Source organism: Chryseobacterium sp. AC417, from assembly GCF_979258215.1.
Genome location: NZ_OZ409845.1, coordinates 1,226,633 through 1,252,409 on the forward strand (window position 1 = coordinate 1,226,633; position 25,777 = coordinate 1,252,409).

General features: G+C 36.8%; 18 protein-coding genes, 2 tRNA genes, 3 rRNA genes, 1 pseudogene and 1 riboswitch. Of the genes and pseudogenes, 19 read left to right on the plus strand and 5 right to left on the minus strand.

The window, feature by feature from the left end:
* Positions 1–19 precede the first annotated feature (19 nt).
* Positions 20–169: a hypothetical protein gene (locus ACZZ9T_RS05970; protein ID WP_463441310.1), complete on the minus strand. Its 150-nt coding sequence runs from the start codon at positions 167–169 to the stop codon at positions 20–22.
* Between the two features lie 611 nt (positions 170–780).
* On the opposite strand from ACZZ9T_RS05970, the gene ACZZ9T_RS05975 reads away from it, so the two are divergent.
* The 5 genes from ACZZ9T_RS05975 (at position 781) to rrf (ending at position 5,973) form a co-directional block, all read left to right on the plus strand.
* Positions 781–2,297, plus strand: a 16S ribosomal RNA gene (locus ACZZ9T_RS05975).
* A 219-nt stretch (positions 2,298–2,516) separates the two neighbouring features.
* Positions 2,517–2,590, plus strand: a tRNA-Ile gene (locus ACZZ9T_RS05980).
* An 88-nt stretch (positions 2,591–2,678) separates the two neighbouring features.
* Positions 2,679–2,752, plus strand: a tRNA-Ala gene (locus ACZZ9T_RS05985).
* 204 nt (positions 2,753–2,956) lie between these two features.
* Positions 2,957–5,716: ribosomal RNA gene (locus tag ACZZ9T_RS05990) — 23S ribosomal RNA — on the plus strand.
* A 149-nt stretch (positions 5,717–5,865) separates the two neighbouring features.
* Positions 5,866–5,973 (plus strand): 5S ribosomal RNA (gene rrf / locus ACZZ9T_RS05995).
* Together the 16S, 23S and 5S rRNA genes with 2 tRNA genes alongside form the textbook arrangement of a ribosomal RNA operon.
* Positions 5,974–6,587: 614 nt before the next feature.
* Here rrf and ACZZ9T_RS06000 read toward each other — a convergent pair.
* On the minus strand, positions 6,588–8,210 hold the full coding sequence (locus ACZZ9T_RS06000; RefSeq protein ID WP_463441311.1) for an ABC-F family ATP-binding cassette domain-containing protein: 1,623 nt from the start codon (positions 8,208–8,210) through the stop codon (positions 6,588–6,590).
* 115 nt (positions 8,211–8,325) lie between these two features.
* Here ACZZ9T_RS06000 and smpB point away from each other — a divergent pair, with 115 nt between their 5' ends.
* From smpB to ACZZ9T_RS06025, 5 genes and pseudogenes are all read left to right on the plus strand, one after another.
* Positions 8,326–8,784: an SsrA-binding protein SmpB gene (gene smpB / locus ACZZ9T_RS06005; RefSeq protein ID WP_463430453.1), complete on the plus strand. Its 459-nt coding sequence runs from the start codon at positions 8,326–8,328 to the stop codon at positions 8,782–8,784.
* Between the two features lie 77 nt (positions 8,785–8,861).
* A pseudogene (locus tag ACZZ9T_RS06010) lies at positions 8,862–10,338 on the plus strand (OmpA family protein).
* 94 nt (positions 10,339–10,432) lie between these two features.
* Positions 10,433–11,173, plus strand: a complete 741-nt coding sequence (locus ACZZ9T_RS06015) for a YebC/PmpR family DNA-binding transcriptional regulator (protein WP_463430455.1) — start codon at positions 10,433–10,435, stop codon at positions 11,171–11,173.
* A gap of 126 nt (positions 11,174–11,299) precedes the next feature.
* Positions 11,300–12,124: a UDP-2,3-diacylglucosamine diphosphatase gene (locus ACZZ9T_RS06020; protein WP_463430456.1), complete on the plus strand. Its 825-nt coding sequence runs from the start codon at positions 11,300–11,302 to the stop codon at positions 12,122–12,124.
* A 1-nt stretch (position 12,125) separates the two neighbouring features.
* Entirely contained in the window at positions 12,126–13,100 is a 975-nt protein-coding gene (locus ACZZ9T_RS06025; RefSeq protein WP_463441312.1) for a glycosyltransferase family protein, read from the plus strand.
* On the opposite strand, the gene ACZZ9T_RS06030 is transcribed toward ACZZ9T_RS06025, so the two are convergent.
* Complete coding sequence (locus tag ACZZ9T_RS06030; protein WP_463430458.1) at positions 13,086–13,376, minus strand: GNAT family N-acetyltransferase; 291 nt, start codon at positions 13,374–13,376, stop codon at positions 13,086–13,088. The genes ACZZ9T_RS06025 and ACZZ9T_RS06030 overlap by 15 nt on opposite strands.
* Positions 13,377–13,528: 152 nt before the next feature.
* Entirely contained in the window at positions 13,529–14,272 is a 744-nt protein-coding gene (locus ACZZ9T_RS06035) for an RDD family protein (RefSeq protein ID WP_463441313.1), read from the minus strand.
* A 27-nt stretch (positions 14,273–14,299) separates the two neighbouring features.
* Here ACZZ9T_RS06035 and ACZZ9T_RS06040 point away from each other — a divergent pair, with 27 nt between their 5' ends.
* The 8 genes from ACZZ9T_RS06040 (at position 14,300) to ACZZ9T_RS06075 (ending at position 21,748) form a co-directional block, all read left to right on the plus strand.
* Positions 14,300–15,292 (plus strand): stage II sporulation protein M, encoded by a 993-nt coding sequence (locus tag ACZZ9T_RS06040; protein ID WP_463441314.1) that lies wholly within the window; start codon positions 14,300–14,302, stop codon positions 15,290–15,292.
* Positions 15,279–16,238 carry a DUF4013 domain-containing protein gene (locus ACZZ9T_RS06045; RefSeq protein WP_463441315.1) on the plus strand — a complete coding sequence of 320 codons (960 nt, stop codon included), beginning with the start codon at positions 15,279–15,281 and terminating at the stop codon, positions 16,236–16,238. Before ACZZ9T_RS06040 ends, ACZZ9T_RS06045 begins: the two co-directional genes overlap by 14 nt.
* Entirely contained in the window at positions 16,231–17,040 is an 810-nt protein-coding gene (locus tag ACZZ9T_RS06050; RefSeq protein ID WP_463441316.1) for a DUF4129 domain-containing protein, read from the plus strand. Before ACZZ9T_RS06045 ends, ACZZ9T_RS06050 begins: the two co-directional genes overlap by 8 nt.
* Positions 17,041–17,053: 13 nt before the next feature.
* The gene (locus ACZZ9T_RS06055) at positions 17,054–18,211 is read left to right on the plus strand and encodes a hypothetical protein (RefSeq protein ID WP_463441317.1); all 1,158 of its coding nucleotides are present in this window, start codon (positions 17,054–17,056) and stop codon (positions 18,209–18,211) included.
* 86 nt (positions 18,212–18,297) lie between these two features.
* Complete coding sequence (tnpA, locus tag ACZZ9T_RS06060) at positions 18,298–18,765, plus strand: IS200/IS605 family transposase (RefSeq protein WP_463430464.1); 468 nt, start codon at positions 18,298–18,300, stop codon at positions 18,763–18,765.
* 88 nt (positions 18,766–18,853) lie between these two features.
* Complete coding sequence (locus ACZZ9T_RS06065) at positions 18,854–19,885, plus strand: AAA family ATPase (protein ID WP_463441318.1); 1,032 nt, start codon at positions 18,854–18,856, stop codon at positions 19,883–19,885.
* Between the two features lie 50 nt (positions 19,886–19,935).
* Positions 19,936–21,258, plus strand: coding sequence for a DUF58 domain-containing protein (locus ACZZ9T_RS06070; RefSeq protein WP_463441319.1), 1,323 nt, complete (start codon positions 19,936–19,938; stop codon positions 21,256–21,258).
* Positions 21,259–21,322: 64 nt separating this feature from the next.
* Positions 21,323–21,748: an OsmC family protein gene (locus ACZZ9T_RS06075; protein ID WP_463430466.1), complete on the plus strand. Its 426-nt coding sequence runs from the start codon at positions 21,323–21,325 to the stop codon at positions 21,746–21,748.
* A gap of 80 nt (positions 21,749–21,828) precedes the next feature.
* Here ACZZ9T_RS06075 and ACZZ9T_RS06080 read toward each other — a convergent pair whose 3' ends face one another.
* Complete coding sequence (locus ACZZ9T_RS06080; protein ID WP_463441320.1) at positions 21,829–24,441, minus strand: MGH1-like glycoside hydrolase domain-containing protein; 2,613 nt, start codon at positions 24,439–24,441, stop codon at positions 21,829–21,831.
* Positions 24,442–24,628: 187 nt separating this feature from the next.
* A riboswitch (SAM riboswitch) is annotated at positions 24,629–24,741 on the plus strand.
* Between the two features lie 61 nt (positions 24,742–24,802).
* Here ACZZ9T_RS06080 and ACZZ9T_RS06085 point away from each other — a divergent pair.
* Positions 24,803–25,741 carry an alpha/beta fold hydrolase gene (locus tag ACZZ9T_RS06085; protein ID WP_463441321.1) on the plus strand — a complete coding sequence of 313 codons (939 nt, stop codon included), beginning with the start codon at positions 24,803–24,805 and terminating at the stop codon, positions 25,739–25,741.
* Positions 25,742–25,777 lie beyond the last annotated feature (36 nt).

Here is a 25,777-nt window from a genome sequence, read left to right on the forward strand (position 1 = left end):
AGAAAAAATGCTACACATTCTAATAATAAGTAAGCTCCGTAGATGCAATATTGTTTTTACCTTCACAGCAAATATAATAGTTCTCAATTTCGTAACAGTTCATGATAAATACTTCTGAGAATAATAAGCTTCGTAGTAACTGCGCAAGTGTAGCATATAATTTCGCCATAAGTTTCCAAATGCGCCTTACGTCTCCCACTCTCCACTTCTCGTTTCTCCTACGCTGCAGACATCGGCTTCATCACTCATCCTTCATTCTTAAAATTTTTCTCTCACATTTTCAGTATTTTAGGTTTAAATATGAATTAAAGATCAACATTATGTTAACTTCTTTTGGTTGGATGGGTTAAAGTTTCTATCTTTGCCCCACTGAAAACGAGAGTATGACAGTAGCGCAGGAGAGCTTTAGGGCTGTAGTTTATATTACTTTAGGATAGAGAGAAACTTTTTAATAATTAATAAATTTTTAGCGATAAAAATTTGTGAGGTTTAAAAAGATTTGTATCTTTGCAATCCCAATACGGGGAGCGCAGGAGTAGTAGATTGGATGTTTAGAAAGAGGGTGTTTAGGGTTACTTAAAAAACTTTAAAATTTCTTCAAAAAACATTTGGTCAGGACGAAATAAATTATTACTTTTGCACACGCAAATACGGCAACGCCCAACGACAGAAAAGGGTAGCCGAGGGAGCGTAAGAGAAGAGATCATTGAAACATAGATATAACAACCAAGTAAGGAAAAGACTAAAGCGTCAATAACTTTGAGTGAGTCAGACAAACATACAATGGAGAGTTTGATCCTGGCTCAGGATGAACGCTAGCGGGAGGCCTAACACATGCAAGCCGAGCGGTAGAAGTCCTTCGGGACTTTGAGAGCGGCGCACGGGTGCGGAACACGTGTGCAACCTGCCTTTATCTGGGGGATAGCCTTTCGAAAGGAAGATTAATACCCCATAATATATTAACTGGCATCAGTTGATATTGAAAACTCCGGTGGATAGAGATGGGCACGCGCAAGATTAGATAGTTGGTGAGGTAACGGCTCACCAAGTCAATGATCTTTAGGGGGCCTGAGAGGGTGATCCCCCACACTGGTACTGAGACACGGACCAGACTCCTACGGGAGGCAGCAGTGAGGAATATTGGACAATGGGTGAGAGCCTGATCCAGCCATCCCGCGTGAAGGACTAAGGCCCTATGGGTTGTAAACTTCTTTTATACTGGGATAAACCTACTTACGTGTAAGTAGCTGAAGGTACAGTATGAATAAGCACCGGCTAACTCCGTGCCAGCAGCCGCGGTAATACGGAGGGTGCAAGCGTTATCCGGATTTATTGGGTTTAAAGGGTCCGTAGGCGGACTCGTAAGTCAGTGGTGAAATCTCATAGCTTAACTATGAAACTGCCATTGATACTGCGGGTCTTGAGTAAGGTAGAGGTAGCTGGAATAAGTAGTGTAGCGGTGAAATGCATAGATATTACTTAGAACACCAATTGCGAAGGCAGGTTACCATGTCTTAACTGACGCTGATGGACGAAAGCGTGGGGAGCGAACAGGATTAGATACCCTGGTAGTCCACGCCGTAAACGATGCTAACTCGTTTTTGGGTTTTCGGATTCAGAGACTAAGCGAAAGTGATAAGTTAGCCACCTGGGGAGTACGATCGCAAGATTGAAACTCAAAGGAATTGACGGGGGCCCGCACAAGCGGTGGATTATGTGGTTTAATTCGATGATACGCGAGGAACCTTACCAAGGCTTAAATGGGAATTGACAGGTTTAGAAATAGACTTTTCTTCGGACAATTTTCAAGGTGCTGCATGGTTGTCGTCAGCTCGTGCCGTGAGGTGTTAGGTTAAGTCCTGCAACGAGCGCAACCCCTGTCACTAGTTGCTAGCATTAAGTTGAGGACTCTAGTGAGACTGCCTACGCAAGTAGAGAGGAAGGTGGGGATGACGTCAAATCATCACGGCCCTTACGCCTTGGGCCACACACGTAATACAATGGCCGGTACAGAGGGCAGCTACACAGCGATGTGATGCAAATCTCGAAAGCCGGTCTCAGTTCGGATTGGAGTCTGCAACTCGACTCTATGAAGCTGGAATCGCTAGTAATCGCGCATCAGCCATGGCGCGGTGAATACGTTCCCGGGCCTTGTACACACCGCCCGTCAAGCCATGGAAGTCTGGGGTACCTGAAGTCGGTGACCGTAACAGGAGCTGCCTAGGGTAAAACAGGTAACTAGGGCTAAGTCGTAACAAGGTAGCCGTACCGGAAGGTGCGGCTGGAACATCTCATTTTAGAGCGTCATTAGACGATAAACAAAAAAAGATACTTAAATGTATCATGTACTTACTTAAAGAAGACGTTTTAGTTTTTTACTCGGTTGCTTATATTATAAAAATACAAAACCCACTAGAAATTAGTATCAGAGGGAGAGATTTAGAAAATAGAGGTTAGAAAATTAGAAGTTAGAGATTAGTCTAACATCTAGTGTCTAAAATCTAACATCTAAACAAAGTCTCGTAGCTCAGCTGGTTAGAGCGCTACACTGATAATGTAGAGGTCGGCAGTTCGAGCCTGCCCGAGACTACTAATTTAAAAAAGACGGGAAGAAGAAAGAGAAAAGAAAAAAGATACGTCTTTGTTCTTTATTCTTTACTCTCCAAGTCTAACTAGAGGGGGAATTAGCTCAGCTGGCTAGAGCGCCTGCCTTGCACGCAGGAGGTCAAGGGTTCGACTCCCTTATTCTCCACAGTTTTGCGAGTTTGATTTAAAAGTAAGATGGATAGAGCCAAAACAAATATCCATTTATCAGACGAGCAGAAAGAATTTAAAGATCATTGACATTAACGGTAAAAATATCACAAAGAGAAAACCGAGCGCAATTAAGCGTTTGAGTTTACAAAATAGTTTAATAGTAATATTAGACAAAATACTGAACTAATTAATAATTAGGAAAGAAATCGTTAAGGGCGTATGGCGGATGCCTAGGCTTTCAGAGGCGAAGAAGGACGCGGTAAGCTGCGAAAAGCTGCGGGGATCGGCACACACGAATTGATCCGCAGATGTCCGAATGGGGCAACCCGTCTGGTTGAAGACCAGTCACTCCGCAAGGAGAGCAAACCCGGAGAACTGAAACATCTAAGTACCCGGAGGAAAAGAAATCGAAGAGATTCCGTAAGTAGTGGCGAGCGAACGCGGATTAGCCCAAAAGTCTTTATATGTTTAAAAGAATGTTCTGGAAAGAACAGCCATAGAGGGTGATAGCCCCGTATTTGAAAGGCATACATAGATGATAAATGAGTAGGGCGGGACACGTGAAATCCTGTCTGAATATGGGGGGACCATCCTCCAAGGCTAAATACTCCTGAAAGACCGATAGTGAACAAGTACTGTGAAGGAAAGGTGAAAAGCACTTCGAATAGAAGGGTGAAATAGAACCTGAAACCGTACGCCTACAAGCGGTCGGAGCCCACAAGTTGGGTGACGGCGTGCCTTTTGCATAATGAGCCTACGAGTTAATTTTACTAGCGAGGTTAAGGACTTCAGGTCCGGAGCCGGAGCGAAAGCGAGTCTGAATAGGGCGTATAGTTAGTAGGATTAGACGCGAAACCTTGTGATCTACCCATGGGCAGGTTGAAGCTTTGGTAACACAAAGTGGAGGACCGAACCGGTTGACGTTGAAAAGTCTTCGGATGACCTGTGGGTAGGGGTGAAAGGCCAATCAAACTGGGAGATAGCTCGTACTCCCCGAAATGCATTTAGGTGCAGCGTCGTGTATAAGTTTATTAGAGGTAGAGCTACTGATTGGATGCGGGGGAGTCAAATCCTACCAATTCCTGACAAACTCCGAATGCTAATAAATGTTCCACGGCAGTGAGGGCGCGGGTGCTAAGGTCCGTGTCCGAGAGGGAAAGAACCCAGACCAACAGCTAAGGTCCCCAAATCTCTATTAAGTTGAAGCAACGCGGTTGGACTGCATTGACAGCTAGGATGTTGGCTTGGAAGCAGCCATTCATTTAAAGAGTGCGTAACAGCTCACTAGTCGAGCGGTCCGGCATGGATAATAATCGGGCATAAATAGAGTACCGAAGCTATGGATTTACAACCTCGGGTTGTATCTGGTAGGGGAGCATTCTGTTTGCACAGAAGCAGTAGCGTGAGCTATTGTGGAGCGTACAGAAAAGAAAATGTAGGCATAAGTAACGATAAAGCGGGCGAGAAACCCGCTCACCGAAAGACTAAGGTTTCCTCAGCCATGCTAATCAGCTGAGGGTTAGTCGGGACCTAACGCGAACCCGAAAGGGGTAGTGGATGGACAATGGGTTAATATTCCCATACTTGCTCACACTAAAAAGGGGACGGAGTGCCGTACTTACTGGAGACTGACGGAATAGTCAAGACCTAGCCTTCGGGCGAAGTTGCTGTAAGGAAAGTGCTTCCAAGAAAAGCCGAAGTGAAGCAACCCGTACCAAAACCGACACAGGTAGTCGAGGAGAGAATCCTAAGGTGCTAGAGTGAATCATGGTTAAGGAACTAGGCAAAATAGTCTCGTAACTTCGGAAGAAGAGACGCCAACAGCAATGTTGGCCGCAGTGAAGAGGCCCAGGCGACTGTTTATCAAAAACACAGGACTCTGCTAAATCGAAAGATGCTGTATAGGGTCTGACACCTGCCCGGTGCTGGAAGGTTAAGGAAGGGCGTTAGCAGCAATGCGAAGCGTTTGACTGAAGCCCCAGTAAACGGCGGCCGTAACTATAACGGTCCTAAGGTAGCGAAATTCCTTGTCGGGTAAGTTCCGACCTGCACGAATGGTGTAACGATCTGGGCACTGTCTCAACCATGAGCTCTGTGAAATTGTAGTCTCGGTGAAGATGCCGAGTACCCGCAATGGGACGAAAAGACCCTGTGAACCTTTACTATAACTTCGTATTGACTTTGAGTAAGTAATGTGTAGGATAGGTGGGAGACTTTGAAGCAGGCACGCTAGTGTTTGTGGAGTCAACGTTGAAATACCACCCTTTACTTACTTGGAGCCTAACTTCTTTTAGAAGGACATTGCGTGGTGGGTAGTTTGACTGGGGTGGTCGCCTCCAAAAGAGTAACGGAGGCTTTCAAAGGTACCCTCAGCACGCTTGGTAACCGTGCGTAGAGTGTAATGGCATAAGGGTGCTTGACTGTGAGACCTACAAGTCGATCAGGTGCGAAAGCAGGACATAGTGATCCGGTGGTTCCGTATGGAAGGGCCATCGCTCATAGGATAAAAGGTACTCCGGGGATAACAGGCTAGTCTCCCCCAAGAGCTCACATCGACGGGGAGGTTCGGCACCTCGATGTCGGCTCGTCACATCCTGGGGCTGGAGAAGGTCCCAAGGGTTGGGCTGTTCGCCCATTAAAGTGGCACGCGAGCTGGGTTCAGAACGTCGTGAGACAGTTCGGTCTCTATCTATTGCGGGCGTTAGATGTTTGAGAGGGCTTGATTCTAGTACGAGAGGACCGAATTGAACAAACCTCTGGTGTATCAGTTGTTCCGCCAGGAGCACCGCTGAGTAGCTACGTTTGGAAGAGATAAGCACTGAAAGCATATAAGTGCGAAACTCGCCTCAAGATGAGACATCTTTTAAGGGTCGTTGGAGATGACGACGTTGATAGGCTACAGGTGTAAAGTTGGTAACAGCATAGCCGAGTAGTACTAATTACCCGTAGATTTATAGCCTAATTGGCATCGCTTAATTGCGCAATCAAGGTTCTCTCTTTGTGAATATTCTTATCGCTTAAAACAGATGTCAGAAATAAGACATCAGATAACAGACTAGAAAAGTCTGAAATCTGAAATCTATCCTCTGATATCTTATATACAACCTTTAGGGTGGTTTTAGCGGTGGGGCTCACCTGTTCCCATTCCGAACACAGAAGTTAAGCCCACCAGCGCCGATGGTACTGCGAAAGCGGGAGAGTAGGTCGCCGCCAGTTTTTTTTTAAAAGCTCCTCAATCGAAAGATTGAGGAGCTTTTTTTATGCAATACATTCAACAATACACTCCCAAAAAGACTCCTACTGAAAAACAGGAGTCTTTTTTGTTATAACAAATAATCAATTACTAAATAATGAAACCCAAAAAAGTCCTGTACTCAGTAGTATGGGACTTTTTATTGTTAGTATCTGGTTATAAGTCTTTTTATATCCTAAAAAAAAGTAAAAACCGGTTTACGCAAATAGATCCTGGAAAACTTTAAACTGAAAATAGAAAGCTATATGCAAAAGTCTGAACTAAGATAAAGTAGAAATAGCTGTACAGAAAGATTTATATAAAAGTAAAATACATACGTCCGTACAATTTTATACAGCACTCTTTTGTTCACAAGGATATCAGAAAATATAACATGAGATAAATAACGAAAGAAAAGCTAAAAGAAAATTAGAAGAAATCGGTTAAAAATTCTTCTATAATTCATTTAAGGTTTACTGTTATAAAACCGTATAAATATTAATATTTCTTATCTAATTATATAATCTACTAAATTAATACAAAAAAAATCAGGATAGAAATTTCTATCCTGATAGTATGGAAGTTTAGTATAATCTAATTAAGAATACATCTTTTCTCTTAATTCTTTGATCTTTTTATCTGCAAGATATTCGTCGTAAGTAGTTTCTCTGTCGATAATTCCTTTCGGAGTCAATTCTACGATTCTATTACATACTGTTTGAAGCATTTCGTGGTCATGAGAGGATAACAGTAAGTTTCCTTTAAAGTTTGACAATGAGTTGTTCAAAGTAGTGATACTCTCAAGATCTAAATGGTTGGTTGGTTCATCTAGTAGCAATACGTTAGCTTTCTGAAGCATCATTCTGCTAAACATACATCTCATTTTTTCACCTCCGGAAAGTACTTTACAAGACTTTAAAGCTTCATCACCTGAGAATAGCATTCTTCCTAAGAAACCTCTCATAAATTCTTCGTGACGCTCTTCATCATTTTTGGTAAATTGTCTTAACCAATCAACCAAATTAATGTCTTCCTGAAAGAAAGAAGTGTTGTCCAAAGGCATGTGAGATTGGTTGGTCGTAACTCCCCAAGCCACATTTCCTTTATCAGCTTTAGTATTTCCTGCTAAAATTTCAAAAAATTCTGTAATTGCCAGAGAGTTTTTAGAAATGATGGCAACTTTATCTCCTTTTTTAAGATTTAAATCTATATTTGAGAACAATAATTCTCCGTCTTTTGTTTTTTCTAGCCCTTTAACATCTAAAATCTGATCTCCAACTTCTCTTTCCATTTCAAAAATGATTGCAGGGTATCTTCTTGAAGAAGGTTTAATATCATCAATGTTCAATTTGTCGATCATTTTCTTTCTTGCAGTAGCCTGTTTAGCTTTTGCAACATTTGAACTGAATCTTGCGATGAAATCCTGAAGTTCTTTTTTCTTTTCTTCAGCTTTTTTGTTCGCCTGAGCTCTTTGTCTTGTTGCTAACTGCGAAGCTTGATACCAAAAAGAGTAGTTACCTGTGTATAAATTCAATTTAGCATAATCTAAATCTCCGATGTGCGTACAAACCGTATCTAAAAAGTGACGGTCGTGAGAAACGACAATCACAGTATTTTCATAATCAGCTAAGAAATCTTCTAACCAGGCGATCGTATCAATATCAAGGTCATTGGTAGGTTCATCCAAGATCAATACATCAGGATTTCCGAAAAGAGCCTGAGCCAATAGAACTTTTACTTTGTCCTGATTCTCTAGTTCGCTCATCATCTGCCAGTGCATACTATCTTTAATTCCTACATTAGAAAGCATAGTCTGTGCATCAGATTCTGAGTTCCAACCACCCATTTCGTCATAGACAACGCCTAGTTCACCTGCTTTTATTCCGTCTTCATCAGAGAAATCTTCTTTGGCGTACAAAGCGTCCATCTCTTCTTTTATCTCAAATAATTTTTTATTTCCTCTTAAAACAGCTTCTAAAACAGTAAATTGATCATATGCAAAGTGATCCTGCTCCAAGACTGACATTCTTTTCCCTGGTTCCAGAGAAACGTGTCCTGTGGTTGGATCTTGTTTTCCGGTAAGTATTTTAAGGAATGTTGACTTTCCTGCTCCATTTGCCCCGATGATACCGTAGCAGTTTCCTTTTGTAAACATGATGTTTACTTCGTCAAAAAGAACTCTCTTCCCAAATTGTAAAGATAAGTTTGATACTGTTAACATATTGTTTGTAAATTTGGCGCAAAATTACGAAAAGAAATCGGGTAATTATAATATTGTAATACCCAAGTTTTTGCTGAATGTAATTTTGTATATTACATGAATGAAAATTTAGATCATGAAGATTGAAAAAACTGTTAAAATTTTAAATAAAAGGGCGCGTTTTGAGTATGAATTTATTGAAGAATTGGAAGCTGGAATGGTGCTCACCGGAACAGAAATAAAATCATTACGCTCATCCAAAGCATCAATCACGGATGCCTTCTGCCAGTTCATTGACGGAGAATTGTACATTATTAATATGATGATTGATGAGTATAAATTAGGCACGTTTTATAACCACAAGACGAAAAGGGAACGAAAATTGCTGTTGCACAAAAGAGAATTGTTAAAATTCGAAAAAAAACTCAAAGATGCAGGAAATACAATAATCCCTTTAAAATTATATATCAACGACAGTGGCAAGGCTAAAGTACTGATAGCGTTGGGAAGAGGAAAAAAGCTTTTTGATAAAAGAGAAGCAATAAAAGACAGAGAAAATAAACGCAACCTCGATAGAATATTAAAGAAAAGTTAAAAATCATCCTGAAAACTTTGTTTATAAAGAAAAATTATATTTATTTTGCAATATCAATTATTTAATCATTTAATTCTATGAAAAATCTAAAATTAGGAATTTCAGCATTGGCGCTTACTGTTGCCTCTACTGTGTTCGCTCAGACTACCAATAATCCGTGGTTGATCGGAGTTGGTGCTCATGCAGAGAACCATAAAGCACAGGCAGGTAACTTCAGTAACACGTTTTCTGCTACAAATTTGACGAAGAATATGTTCAACGTGAACAACTTCTCAATCACTCCACCCTTGTCTAAACTGACTGTTGCTAGAAACATCGGTAAAGGTTTGGTAATTGACTGGCAAACTACAGTTGGAAACGTTGAAAACCAAAGATTCAACATGGGTAAAGAATTCATGTTAATGACTGGTCTTGGTTTCCAAGCTAAAGCTGCAGGTCTTATCTGGAATGAAGAGTCTTGGTTTGATCCATATTTAAGAGTAGGTGCTAACTACCTTAGACATGATTATACTGCTCTTACTTTCCCTAGAACTGACTGGACAGGAGAAAGTGTTAATAACGGTGAAAACGGTAACGAAAATGGTAAAGCTAACTTCTTTACAGTTGCTGCTGGAGCTGGTGCTAACTTCTGGTTAACTAAGAACTTCGGTCTTGGTATACAAGGAGATTACGTTTCAACTCCTGGCGATAAGTCTACAGTTGCTAACTTTTGGCAAGCTTCTGCTTCTTTGAACTTTAGATTCGGAAACAGAGATAGAGATAAAGATGGTATCTTAGATAAAGACGATTTATGTCCTGATACACCAGGTTTACCAGAATTCCAAGGATGTCCTGATACTGACGGAGATGGAGTTCCAGATAAAGACGATCAGTGTCCAGATGTTGCTGGTCCGGTTGAAAACAACGGTTGTCCTTGGCCAGATACTGATGGAGATGGTATTATCGACAAAGATGATGCTTGTCCTACAGTTGCAGGTCCTGCAGAAAACAATGGTTGTCCTTGGCCAGATACAGACGGTGACGGTATCTTAGACAAAGATGATGCTTGTCCTACTGTTCCAGGTCTTCCAGAAATACAACGGATGTCCTAAACCAAGAGAAGTTACCAGAACAGAAATTGAAAACGAGGTTAGAAGCGTATATTTCGACTTCAATAAAGCTACAATTAAAGCTGAATCTGCGCCTGCTTTGGATAAAGCTGCTGATATCATCAAAAAAGATGGAGGTAACTATGTGCTTGAAGGTAGAACTGATGCTAAAGGTGCTGAAGCATACAACTTGAAGTTATCTAGAGAAAGAGCCGCTGCGGTAGTTGCTGCTTTAGATGCAAGAGGTGTAGATGCTAATGCTCTAAAATCAGTTGGTGTAGGTGAAGCCAAAGCTACAGTCTCTGATAAAGCTACTGACGCTGAAAGACAAGTAGACAGAAAAGTAGTTGTAAGAGCTGTTGAAGATGCTGCTGAGTGGAATGCAATCCAAAAAAGAGATTACGAAGATGCTCCAGTGAAAAAAGCTCCAGCTAAGAAAAAAGCTCCAGCTAAAAAAAGAAAATAATTAATTTTTCTAAATAATAAATACCTCCAGATTTTTCTGGGGTATTTTTTTTGTTGTTGATTTTGAGTAATTTTGTGAAAATTTAAAATATAAAATGGGAAGAGCATTTGAATATAGAAAAGCTTCGAAAATGGCACGTTGGGATAAAATGGCCAAAACTTTTTCTAAAATAGGTAAAGATATTGCCTTAGCAGTAAAAGCCGGTGGTCCTGATCCGGAAGCTAATCCTGCATTGAGAAGATGCATCCAGAATGCTAAAGGTGCAAATATGCCTAAAGATAATGTAGAAAGAGCCATCAAAAAAGCAAGTGGTGCAGATGCAGAAAACTATGAGGAAATCAACTATGAAGGATACGGACAAGGCGGTGTAGCATTTTTTGTAGAATGTACTACCAACAACACCACGAGAACCGTTGCCAACGTAAGAGCTATCTTCAATAAATTTGACGGTAACTTAGGTAAGAATGGTGAATTAGCCTTCATCTTCGACAGAAAAGGAATTTTCAGTATTGATATGACTCAAATCAAAATGGATTGGGATGACTTCGAAATGGAAATGATCGACGGTGGTGCAGAAGATATCGATAAAGATGAAGAAGAAGTTATGATTACTACAGCATTTGAAGATTTTGGATCTTTATCTCATAAATTAGATGAATTAGGAATCGAGGTAAAAAGTGCAGAACTACAGAGAATTCCAAACATAATCAAAGAAGTTACAGAAGAGCAGTTTAAAGCAAACATGAAAATGCTTGACCGTTTTGAGGAAGATGATGATGTGCAGAATGTGTATCACAACATGGAAATAACAGATGCACTGTTAGAATCATTATAAAAAATAATATAGCATTCATATACAATTCATTTTCATGTAGTTTCTTTGCATAAAATCATGTGAACTGAGAATTCCTGATAAGTAATCAGAATTGGAAGATTTATTGGGTTAAAAAGCAATCTGTAAATGAAAAGAAACGTTGAATTGGTTGTCATTTCGGATGTACATTTGGGAACTTACGGATGTAAGGCTAAAGAATTGTTGAGATATTTAAATTCTATTCAACCGAAAACATTGGTTTTAAATGGTGATATTATTGATATCTGGCAATTTAAAAAGTCTTACTTCCCTAAGCCTCATCTAAAGGTCATCAAAAAAATTATTTCATTTGCCACAAAAACCACCGATGTTTACTACATCACAGGCAATCACGATGAAATGTTCAGAAAATTTACCGATTTTGAATTAGGTAAATTAAAAGTAATCAATAAACTTTGTGTAACGTTGAACGGAAAGAAAACCTGGATTTTCCACGGTGATGTTTTCGATGCCTCTGTTCAGCATTCAAAATGGATTGCAAAATTAGGTGGAAAAGGCTACGATCTTTTGATTGTGATCAATAATGTTGTGAATTGGTTTTTAGATAAAATGGGTAAAGAAAAATATTCATTTTCAAAAAAAATTAAAAATAACGTCAAGAAAGCTGTAAAATATATTGGTGATTTTGAATTGACAGCTTCTGAACTAGCCATTGATAACGGATACGACTTCGTGATTTGCGGTCATATTCATCAGCCACAAATTCGTGAAGTGGTTACTAAAAAAGGTTCTTGTACATATTTAAATTCCGGTGACTGGATTGAAAACCTCTCTGCTTTAGAATATAACAATGGCGAATGGAAAATCTTTCATTACGAAGAACATCAGCATTTATTAAAAGATGATGAGACGGAAGAAATTCAGGATATGAATAATTCTGAACTTCTTAAAATAGTAACCCAATTTTCGTAACATGAAGATATTATATGCTTTTCAGGGAACAGGAAACGGTCACGTTGCGAGAGCACAGGAGATTATTCCTATCCTAAAAAAATATGCTTCTGTTGATACGCTCATCAGTGGTCATCAATCCCAGTTACAGACCGATTTTCCAATAGATTTTAAACATCGGGGTGTTTCTCTTCTCTATAATAAAACAGGAGGAATTTCGTACAAAAAAATTCTTTTTAAAAATAATTTTCTGGAAGCGATCAATACCATCCGGCAAATTGAGCTGAATCATTATGATCTAATTATTAATGATTACGAACCTTTGACAGCCTGGGCTTGCAAGCTGAGAAATTTAAGAATGCTTGAACTAAGTCATCAAGCTTCCATGAGTTTTAAAGAAACGCCGAAACCAGCCAGGAAAAGTTTTTTGGGAGAATCTGTACTGGAACATTATTGTCCAAGTAAAGATAAGATTGGTTTTCATTTTGAAAATTATCATCCTAAAATCAAAAAACCGGTCATAAGAAGAAAAATCAGAAACCTGAACCCAACAAAAAAAGGATTTTATGTGGTTTATCTTCCCAGTTTTTCAGATGAAAATATCACGAAAGCTCTGGGTCAGATTCCTGTTGAATGGAAAGTTTTTTCAAAGTATACTCATCTTCACAGTCAGACAGGCAATGTTGAAATTTATCCGATTGATGAGACTCATTTCTTAGAGTGTTTTGAAAACTGTGATGGTATTTTGTGTAACGCAGGATTTGAGGGACCGTCAGAAGCACTTTTTCTGGATAAAAAATTGTTCGTCATTCCAATTCATAATCAATACGAGCAAGAGTGTAATGCCTGCGCTTTAGATAAAATAGGAATTCCCAATTCTAAAATTCTTGATGTTGAAGAAATTAGAAATTGGGTACATTCTGATATTCATTTTAAAGTAAATTATCCTGATGATATTGAAGATATTATCTTAAATGAAGTTTTAACGTTCAAGTAAAATATCTTCCACATTACTCATTCTTCTCATCACCGATCTTGCGTATGAACAGTGTGGATAGACGTTCCATTTATTTTCTCTTGCAAATTTGATGGCTTCTTCAACCAGATATTTTCCCATTCCGCGACCTTCAAATTCAGGATGAACGAGTACAAATGAAATAATCAGTTTATTATCAGCCGGGAAGATGGTGTAAGTAAGTCTTCCGACTTCTTTTATTTCGTTGTTCATGGTAATGACACCACCATTTCCTGATTTATTATTTTCGAGCTTCATATGTATGTTCTTTATTGTTTAATGTTATCGAATCTAACGAATGAAAGTAATTTCAAAAGTTTGATCTGAAAGACAGATACAAATTCTACACCGAAAGACATTATTAATTCACAATTCAATTTTTGAAGCAAAAATTGACCAAACATATTGAATTATTCTTTTCCTGTATAATAATTGTAATCTTTGATAATAACGCCGATGAACTGTCTTTCTGTCATTTTTGTCGGGTCAACTTCTAGTTTTAGAATGCCTTTTATTTTGTCTGAAAGTTTGCTGATGATTTGTCGGTCATCTATTTTTAAAGCTTTCAGATAATTATCTTTAATGATTCTCATGTCGTTATCGCTCAAACCAATCACCTGTGGAAAAGTTGGAACATAATCAGTACGTAGATTTTCTAATATAGTATGAGAAATATTGATATTGTTTTTAAGTGAGATTACTGCAGTTCCGGCTGCAATGTCTCCAAAACGCTGGTTGTTTTTTGTGATAATCATCGTGATAAATCCTACAATAAAAAAAGAAACATCAATCACTCTGAAAACCCATCGAATCAGATAATCACCAAAACTTGCCTGATAACCGTCAATTTTCACCACACGAATTTTCATTACTTTTTTGCCAACAGTTTGTCCGTCCATCAAGCTTTCTAAAACAAGCGGATAAATAACGGTAGGGAAAAGAAGAATACTGTAAACAGCGCCTACAGACCATTGGTCTAGCCCATTCAAAATATATCCCAAATCAAAAACACTGAAAAAAACATAAAGAATAAAGATACCATAGGCAATTTTGATTGTAGAATCGATGAGAAATGCAAGAATCCTTTCACCAACACTTGATATGTTAAAGTTAATATTTACATTTTGTGAGGTATTAATCGCAATTTGAGACATAATTTTTATTATTTTAGCCTTACAATTATGAGAGAAGTTTTTTTTATTAAACAAAATAAAGAAAAATGGTTGGGAATCGAACAGGTTATTCAAGGGAAAATCAAAAAAAATCCTGATGACCTGTCTTCGTTGTACATTAATCTGATTAATGACCTTTCTTTTGCCCAGACGTATTACCCGAAAAGTAATACGACGGTTTATCTTAACCATCTTTCATCTCAGATTTTTCAGAAAATTTACAAGACCAAAAGAGTGGAAGAAAACAGAATGCTGTATTTCTTCAGAACAGAAGTTCCGCTTCTGGTTTATCAGTACAGAAGATATTTAATGTACGCTTTTGTGTTTTTTATTCTCTTCACTTCGATGGGTGTTTTGTCGGCAGTTTACGATAAAGATTTCGCCAAAATTATTTTGGGTGAAAGTTATGTAAATACCACCATCGAAAATATTAAAGCAGGAAATGCGGTCGGTGTTTACCAAAGCGGCTCAACTTGGGGAAGCACAATAGGCATTACTTTAAACAATATTGGAGTAGGTGCGAAAATGTATTTGTACGGAATTTTCGGTGGAATCGGTTCATTGTATGTGCTGTTATCAAATTCTGTGATGTTGGGCTCGTTTCAGTATTTTTTCTATGATTACGGAGCATTGAAAGACAGCGCAAGAGGAATCTGGCTACACGGGGTTTTTGAAATCTTCGCAATGGTTATCGAAGCCATGTGCGGATTGGTTTTGGGAACATCCATACTTTTCCCAAAGACATTGTCTAGATTTGAATCTTTAAAAATCGGATTGAAAGATTCGTTTAAAATATTTTTAAGCACCATTCCATTCACGATTTGTGCAGGAATCATTGAAGGTTACGTAACAAGACATGCCTTAAAAATGCCGGAATTTTTAAATCTGATCATCATCTTCGGATGTTTAGCCATCATAGGATTTTACTATTTTGTGTATCCTTTTATTGTCAATAAAAAACATAATAACGCAATTAAAAATACCCATGATGCAGTTTTATAAAAATAGAGATTTTGGAGCTTTCATCAGTGATAGTTTTGGATTTTTCAAATTATACGGGAAGAATTATTTTAAAAATTATATCCTTCTGAACGGGCTTTTGCTCATTCTGTTGGTCGTTGTTGTCATATTTGGATACAGAGAGTTTTTGACGCAGATTTTTGGGTCAAATATAAATGGGGACAGCTCTTATCTTGAAAACTATTTTGAAGACAATCTAGGAATGTTTATCATGATCGGTGTGATAACGTTTGTGCTTTTTTCTGTTTTAATGATTGTCAATTATCTCTATCCTGTATTTTATCTGAAAAGACTGGCAAAAGGAGAAAATAAAATCAAAATGGATGATATTTTGAATGACTTTAAGGACAATGCCGGACGAATTGGAATACTTTGTCTCGGAATGATTTTTATCGTGACCCCATTGTCATTTATTTTGATGGGAGTTTCTTATGCAATGATACTCATCATTATTGGGCTGCCTTTGGTTTTGTTTGTTTTTCCAACGGTTTTTAATGTCATAATGTTTTTGATGCATGATTATTTCAACAGCCAAAAAGGATTTTTTGAAAGCTTAAGTTTTTCTATCAGATCTCAGTTTTCTTATCCAAATGGCAGAGAAAAGTCTCCTTACTGGAAATATTGGGGTTCAACGACGGTAATTTCAATTATTTTGTATGTGATTACCACTATTTTCACAATGATTCCTTTGATTATATTTTTTGGAACGATGCTTACTACCGAACCTGATGCTAATTTTGAACAAAATCCGTTCTCAGGAACAATGGGAATATTATTCTTTGTGACATATGGATTTTCACTGTTGATTTCATTTTTCCTTTCAAATTTATTGTATATAAATTCAGGTTTGATGTATTATGACAGCAGAAGAGACCTTCATCAGCAGGTAGAATTAGCAGAAATAGATACGATAGGAATCAATGAATAAAATCTTTTTCTTTATATTTTTTCTTTTATATTTTGGGTTTTTAAATGCTCAGGAAGTAGATAGCACGGCTGTTTATGATGATTACTACAAAGAATCTTATGAGGATTCTTTGATTACGGGACATTATAAAAATATGTATCCTGCAGATTCTGTTTTGCTTAAAAATCCTGTTTCTGAAAACACAGTCTATCCTAAAGATTTTAAAGCAAACATCAAGTCAAGATATAAAGGTGAAGAGTTTGACTATTCGACTTCAAAACCCAGAGAATCATTTTGGGATAAGTTGATGAAGAAAGTTTTAAAGATTATTCAGAGTATTTTTGGAGAAACGAGTTTAGAAAGTTCAGCTCAGATTACAACATTGCTCGTGCGTATTTTTGCGATTATTCTGGTAGGATTTCTACTGTATTTCATTGTTAAATTTATCATCGGGAAGAATGGAAATTTCATTTTCGGAAAGAAAAATAAGAAAGTCATCATCAATGATGAAGAACTTCATGAGAACATCCACGAAATTAATTTCCCTGAAAGTATTGCTACTTTCGAACGTACAAAAGATTACCGTTCTGCAGTACGCTACCAGTTTTTGTTTGTCCTGAAAAAACTCAGCGACAAAAAACTCATTCTCTGGAATCCTGAAAAAACCAATAAAGATTATGTGGCAGAATTGAAGGTTCCGACTTTCAAAAAAGAATTTTCAAATCTTTCTTATATTTTCGATTATGTTTGGTACGGAGAGTTCAGTATTGATGAGCAGAGTTATGAGAAATTTAAAGAGCAATATCAGTCATTCAAACCATAATTAAAAGCTAAAAATGAATAAAACTTTCAGAATATATGCTATTATTTTTATCATTATCATGGTGATTTTGGCATTGTTTGAAGTTAACAAAAAAGAAGCTGTAGACTGGCGTAAGAATTTTGATGTCAATGAAAAATCACCTTTCGGATTATTTGTGTTTAATCAGGAAGTGAAAGATTTATTTAAAAGTAATCTGAAAAAAATCGAGGTTACGGCTTACGATTATTACAGCCAAAATAAGAAGAAACCTCATAATATTCTTGTCATAGAAAGTGATATTGATATCCAATCCTGGAAGAAAATTCTTAATGAAGTTTCGAATGGCTCTGATGCGATGTTTATTATGAGTAAAATGCCGAAAGAGATCTCAGACACGATTGGCTTTTATGATTCACAAATTTCATTTGAAGATAAAAATGTTCTGAAACTGACTGATAAAAAATATCAAAACGATTTCATAAAACTTGATAAATTCCCTTCTGGACGTGGTTTTTCCTATATCAAACCGAACGTTCAGGCATTGGGAAAAACTGTTGAAGATGAAAATACAGATCAGGTTAATTTCATCGAAACAAAATTTGGAAAAGGTACTATCTATGCACATTGTGAACCTCTTTTCCTTACCAATTATTATCTTCTGCAGTCTGGAAACACAAAATATACTCAGGATGTTTTTTCTTATCTTGATGATAAAGAAACGCTTTGGTTTGTGGAAGCAAATACCAAAGAGTCTCAATTTTTTATGCGGTTTATTTTAGGAAATCCTGCCTTGAAATATGCTTGGTGGCTTTTATTAGCAGGTTTGGTTTTATTTATCTTTTTTAATGCTAAAAGAAAACAGCGCATCGTTCCGATTATTGAACCATTGAAAAATACATCTGTAGATTTTGTAAAAAGTATTGGGAACCTTTATCTGCAGGAAGGGGATTTTCATGATATGATGGCGAAAAAATCTCAGTATTTTCTCAATAAAGTAAGACTTGATCTTTTAATTGATACCCAAAACTTAGATGAAGAATTTCCAAAAAAACTCCAGCTAAAAACCGGAAAAAGTATTGAAATTATTAATGAAGCTGTAGTTTTAATTAAAAAATCTCAGGATCCTTACGCAAGTGTGATGAAGGAAGATTTGGCCAGAATGAATAAACTTTTGGATGAAATTTTACGATAAAATTGAAGAGGAGAGCTCCGTAGGAGCGACATGTTTGTAAATAAAATTGATAATAATAAATTGGACTCCGAAGGAGTGAAACAGATATGGCAAATACTTATATTCAGATTTACATTCAATTTATCTTCGCTGTAAAGGGGAGACAAAATCTGATTGCGCCTGAAAAAAGAGAAGTTTTGCAAAGATATATTTCTGGAATTATTAAGAATAGTAATCAAAAGTTATTGGCTGTTTATGCTAATCCCGACCATATTCATCTTCTTGTAGGCTTTAATAGTTTGAATCTCAAAATTTCAGATTTTGTTCGTGATATTAAAGCAAATTCTTCAAAATTCATGAATGAAGAAAAATGGTTAAATGGAAAATTTAATTGGCAAGAAGGTTACGGTGCATTTTCTTATTCAAAAAGTCAGATTGATAAAGTTGTTAATTACATTCTTAATCAGGAAGAACATCATAAAAAGAAAAATTTCCAGGAAGAATATCTTGAAATTTTAAATAAATTTGAAATACAATACGATGAAAAATACATGTTTGAATTTTATGATGATTAAGTGTCGTTTCTACGGAGCCATGCATCATATACTCAACGATAAACTACAAACATTTCGCTCCTACGGAGCTCATTAAATTAAATAAACAATGGAAAACCAGGAAAACCAAAATACAGAACTGCAAAATTCTATCAATTTAGATAAAAACGAAAGTCAATTTGCGTCAAGAATTGACATGATGGAACTTCGTACTAGTTTAGAAAAAGTAAAATTAGAAATTGCAAAAGTAATCGTAGGTCAGCATGATATGATAGAGCATCTTTTGGCGGCGTTGTTATCAAATGGTCACGTTTTGATAGAAGGTGTACCGGGAGTTGCGAAAACGATTACAGCAAAACTTTTAGCAAAAACAATTGATGTAGATTTTAGCAGAATACAATTTACTCCGGATCTGATGCCTTCAGATATTTTGGGAACCTCAATTTTCAGTATGAAAAATTCTGAATTTGAGTTTAAAAAAGGTCCTATTTTCTCAAATTTTATTTTGATTGATGAGATCAACCGTTCGCCTGCTAAAACACAATCTGCTCTGTTTGAAGTGATGGAAGAAAGGCAAATAACGATGGACGGAACACAATACGAAATGGAAGCCCCGTTTTTAGTGGTGGCAACCCAAAACCCGATCGAGCATGAAGGAACTTACAGACTTCCGGAAGCACAGCTTGACCGTTTCTTGTTTAAAATAAATGTTGGATATCCTGATCTTGAACAGGAAATTTCCATTATCAAAAACCAACACGAAAGCAGACACGAAGATAAAACAGAGGTCGTACAGCCTGTTATTAGTGCGCAGCAATTGGGTAACTATCAAAAACTGGTTAAAGAAATCATCGTTGAATCTCAACTGATAGAATACATCGCAAAAATCATTATCAATACAAGAGAAAATCAATTCTTATATTTAGGAGCTTCACCAAGAGCTAGTTTAGCTTTGTTGACAGCTTCAAAAGCCTTTGCTGCATTACGAGGAAGAGATTTTGTCACTCCTGAAGATATCAAGGAAGCCAGTTATGCCGTATTGAGACATAGAGTAATCGTTTCTCCGGAAAGAGAAATGGAAGGATTGACGGCTGATGAAATTATCCGTCAGATTTTGGAAGGAATCGAAATCCCAAGATAAGAATCATCAATAATTGAGATTTAATTTTCTACAGCTTTTAACTGAAATAAATGAAAAACCTATTCATCAACAACCGCTTTTTTTTCACGCTCATCGGAGTGGGGATTCTGTATGTTTTTGCGTTTTTCTTTCCGTTTTTAATGATTGTAGCGCATGTCGTTTTATTGTTGGTTTTTCTTACTGCGATGGTCGATTGTCTGCTTTTATTCAGAGAAAAAGACGGGATTTTAGCACAGAGAATTTTGCCCGAAAAATTATCAAACGGCGATGAAAATGCAGTAAAAGTTGATATAAAAAATAATTACAGTTTTAAAATTAATACAAAAATCATTGATGAAATTCCGTTTCAGTTTCAGAAGAGAGATTTTTTAATTGAAAAACAAATTGCATCCGGTAAAAACACTTTATTTCAATATATTCTTGAGCCGAAAGAAAGAGGAGAATATAGTTTCGGAGCTTTAAATGTCTTTGTGTCATCGCCATTAGGTTTTATTTCTAAAAGATTTACCTTTCAGAAGAATGCAATGCTTCCTGCTTATCCGTCATTTGTTCATCTTAGAAAATATGAATTGATGGCGTTGCAAAACGAATTTTTACTCGGAGGAATCAAAAAAATCAGAAAACTCGGTCATACGATGGAGTTTGAGCAGATTAAAGAATATGTTCCCGGAGACGATGTAAGAACCATCAATTGGAAAGCAACCTCAAAAACCAATCGATTGATGGTCAATCAGTTTCAGGATGAAAAATCGCAGCGTATTTTTATGCTGATTGATAAGGGGAGAACCATGAAGATGCCATTCAAAGGTTTAAGTCTTCTTGATTATTCTATTAATGCGAGTATGGCGTTGTCCCACATTATTCTTAAAAAAGGCGACCGGGCCGGAATGATGACATTTTCCAAAAAAACGGAAAATAAAGTTGCTGCAGATAATAAATCTGGTCAGTTAAGAAGGATTTCAGAAGCGCTTTATAATATTAAAACAGATTTCTTTGAAAGTGATTTTAATAGATTATATCAGGATGTAAAATATTCTGTGAATCAAAGAAGTTTGGTTTTACTTTTTACCAATTTTGAAACGTTGGACGCTTTAAACCGGCAGATGAAATACCTTCGTGGAATCGCCAAAAACCATTTACTGGTGGTGGTTTTCTTTAAAAATTCAGAACTTCAGTCTTTACTTCACAAAAATCCTGAAAGTATGCAGGAGATTTACGATGAAGTGATTGCAGAAAAATTTGAATTCGAAAAAAAATTGATCATTCAGGAATTAAGAAAATACGGAATTTATTCTGTTTACACACTTCCGGAAAATCTGAATGTGGAAGTTATTAATAAATATCTTGAAATTAAGGCAAGAGGAATTTTATAATTTCGAATAAGCAATAAGCAATAAGCAATAAGCAATAAGCAATAAGCAATAAGCAATAAGCAAAATGAAAATAACATTAAACCGAATAAACGACGACTTTTTATTTGAATGTACCAACGCACAGGGAAATTCAATTCTTTTAGACAACACTTCACAACCTGGTGCAAAAGGAGTTTCCCCAATGGAAAGCGTACTGATGGCAGTTGCAGGATGCAGCGGAATCGACGTAGTTTCAATCTTAAAAAAACAAAGACAGGAAATTACAGATTTTAAAGCTGAAGTGGAAGGTGAAAGAATTCCTGTGGAAGATGCAAAACCTTTTAAATCAATTATGGTTAAATTCTTTTTAGAAGGTACAATTGATCCTAAAAAAGCATTAAAAGCTTCAGAATTATCATTCGAAAAATACTGTTCGGTTTCAAAAACTTTAGAACCTAATGTTGAAATCGGTTATGAAGTGTATGTAAACGGAGAGAAAGTAGGTGAATAAATAGAGTGGGAGAGTTTGAGTAGGAAAAAATAAAAGCATATAACTCATAAATTCTCCAACACTAAAACTCCCCTACCCAATTACGCTAATCTAGGTTTAAGTAATTTAGCGACAGTAGCTGTCCAGCCTGTCTGATGAGATGCTCCTACACCACGACCGTTATCTCCGTGGAAATATTCAAAGAATGTGATGTAATCTTTGAAATTTGGATCATAGTTAAATTTATAATTTCCTCCGTTGAAAGCTCTTTGTCCACTCTCATCTTTTAAAAATATAGAGCAGAGTCTGTTGCTGATATTGTGGGCAACTTCATCCAGATTTTTCTGTTCACCACTTCCTGTCGGAAATTCAATTTTCAAGCTGTTTCCGTAATAAAAATGAAAACGCTGAAGACTTTCTACAATCAGGAAGTTAATCGGAAACCAAATAGGACCTCTCCAGTTGCTGTTTCCTCCGAACATTCGGCTATCGCTTTCTGCAGGAGTATAATACACTACATTCTTATTACCGTGAACGGTAAACACAAAAGGATTGGCTTCATAAACCTTTGACATCGCACGGATTCCGTAGTCGCTTAGAAATTCTTTCTCGTCCACCATTCTTGATAAAACTTTTTTCAGTCTTGTACGACGAAGAATACTCATCAGGTGTTTTCTGCCGCTACCTTCTTCGTCCCAATGAGAAACCAGATTGGCAAGTTCAGGTTTGTTTTTAAGAACCCAATCCATTCTTGCTTTGAAATTAGGCATTTTATCCAAAAGATGATGATCAATAATTTCCACGGCAAACAATGGGATCAACCCTACAATACTTCTCAATCTTAGGGTAACACTTTCACCATTTCCAAGCTGAAGTACATCATAGAAGAATCCGTCTTCTTCGTTCCAAAGACCTTCCTTGTCTTCACCCATATTTTCCATGGCTTCTGCGATGTAGAGATAATGCTCAAAGAATTTAATTGCCATATCTTCATAAACTTGGTAATACTGAGCTAGTTCCATGGCAATACGCATCATGTTTAGTGCATACATCGCCATCCAACTCGTTCCGTCAGCTTGTTCAAGATGCTCACCATCTTTTAATTCCATGTTTCGGTCAAAAGCTCCGATATTATCAAGTCCCAAGAATCCGCCGCCAAAAATATTTTTGCCGTTTTTATCTTTTCGGTTTACCCACCATGTAAAATTTAAAAGAAGTTTTTGAAAAACTTTTTCTAAAAATAAAAGATCAGGCTTACCATTACTTTTTTCATCGATTTTAAAAACCCTGAAACAAGACCAAGCGTGCACAGGCGGATTTACATCACTTAAATTCCATTCATAAGCAGGCATTTGTCCGTTGGGATGCATGTACCATTCTTTGGTTAAGAGAAGGAGCTGATTTTTAGCAAAATCGCCGTCAATAATTGCGTACGGAACACAGTGAAATGCCAAATCCCAAGTCGCATACCAAGGATATTCCCACTTATCCGGCATGGAGATAATATCTTTATTGTGAAGATGTTCCCATTCGGTATTTCTCACATAATGATTAAAATCTCTTGGTGCTTCATGATTAGGATCTCCTTTTAGCCATTTTCCTACGTTATAATGGTAAAATTGTTTGTTCCAGAGAAGCCCGGCAAAAGCCTGTCTCTGCACATTTCTTTCATCTTCATTGGGAATATCCTGCTGAATCTCTTCATAAAATTCGTTCGCTTCAGAGATTCTTGCATTGAATATATTTTCAAAATCATAAAATGCATCATCCATTTCATGTGGTGCAAGTCTGAATTCAAAAATTTCACATTCTCCGGCTTTTACTTCCGCCTCAGCAATAAACGAAGCTTTTGAACCTTTTTTTTCCGGATTAATGGTGTTTTTCTGATGAACGACAAAATTGTTGATGCCATCTTTGTAGAATGTATTATCAATTTCCGGGCATCCGTAAAGTTTAGGAGTATTGGTTTCATTATCACAAAAAACGCTCTGTGCATTTTTATTTTTCGAATAAAACTTTTTTAACGAAACGCTGTCGTGATTAATGTTGATGCATCCATCATGAGAATCTTCCAGCTGTCCTTGGTATTCATTATATCCCCATTTCCAATTATTTCGATACCATGCGGTCGGAATCACTACTATAGGTGCATCCTGCCGACTTCGGTTACAAACGGTAATTCTCACCAAGATATCATCAATATTCCCTTTGCAGTATTCAATAAAAATATCGAAATATTCATCTTTATCGAAAATACCGGTGTCGATGATTTCATATTCCTGCTCTTTTTTGGTTCGTTTACCATTTTCTGAAACTAAATCTTCGTAGGGAAATTTATTGATAGGATATTTGTACACCATTTTCATATAACTATGAGTAGGTGTATTGTCTAAGTAATAGAAAATTTCTTTGATGTCTTCCCCGTGATTTCCCTGCGGATTGCTCAATCCGAAAAACCGTTCTTTTACTCTTTCATCGTTTTTATTCCAAAATGAAAGTGCAAAGCAAAAAAGCTGCTTGGTATCTGAGATTCCTGCGATACCTTCTTCACCCCAACGATATGCATAACTTTCAGCATTGTTATGATTGGCAAAATGCCACGCATCACCGTTTGGGCTGTAGTCTTCACGTACATTTCCCCACTGTCGGTTGCTTACGTAAGGTCCCCAGTTTAACCAGTTTTTATCTTTTAGTCTTTGCTTCTCGACACTCATATCACATCATTTTTCATTGCTAAGGTAGATTTTTTGGTAAAAAAAACCAATTTTTTTAAGCTTAATAATTCTTAACATGCTTCTGAAACGCTTTCAGATAAAGGATTTTTAACGAAAAATAATTTTTATTTAATTTTTTAAGAGAAATGTATTATCTTTGCACCATTCGTTCATTTACATATTGAAAATGTTATCAAGAAAGGTTGAGGGATAGACCCTGTGAAACCTTAGCAACCCTTTGCGCAAGCGAAGAAGGTGCTACGTTCTACCAAATAAAATTTTATTTTGGACAGATAACTTACTGAAGTTCTTTTTCAGCCATTTCCCTTGGCATTTTCAAATTTATTTTAATAATATAAAATTGAAAACAGAACTGCAACATATTAATTTTTTGTACCGAACCGATTCCCACAAGGAATATCAAATCCCATTAAGCTATCAGCTTTTTGGAAGAGACTTGTTTTCTGCACCCATTATTTTGGTCAATCATGCTTTAACCGGAAATTCAAATGTTTCGGGAGAGACAGGTTGGTGGAAGAATTTGATTGGGGAAAACCAGGCAACTGATACAAACAAATTTACGGTTCTCTGTTTTAATATTCCAGGAAATGGGTATGATGATTTTTTTATCGACGAATATTCAGAGTTTACATCTTCAGATATAGCGAATATTTTTCTGAAAGGTCTTGAAACTTTGAATATTAAAAACTTATATGCCATTATCGGAGGCTCGCTCGGGGGCGGAATTGGTTGGGAAATGCTTGCTAAAAAACAAGATTTAGCAGAGCTTTTTATCCCGATTGCTTGCCATTATAAAACTCATGATTGGTTACATGCCCAATGTTTGGTTCAACAATTTTTATTAAATGGGAATAATGAACCTCTCCAAAAAGCAAGAATTCATGCGATGCTGTGTTACAGAACCCCTGAGTCTTTAAATAACAGATTTCAAAATAAATTCAATGAGGAAAAACAGCAATTAGAATCTGAAGACTGGTTGAATTATCATGGGAAATCTCTTGCCGAAAGATTTAGTTTAAAGTCATACCAACTGATGAATTATTTGCTCATGAACATCAATACAAACGATGCAGATTTAAGTAAAATCAAAGCACGAATGCACATGATCTCTGTAGATACCGACTTATTTTTCCCGGCTTCTCAAATTCAAACGTGTTTTAAGAAGCTAAAAACTGAAAAAGAAGATGTGTTCTACCACGAGATCCAATCAATTCATGGGCATGATGCCTTTTTAATGGAATACGAACAATTAAATAATATTATAAAAAATATTTTGTAGATGAATAGAGCGTAAGCGAAATTCCACAAATAAGAA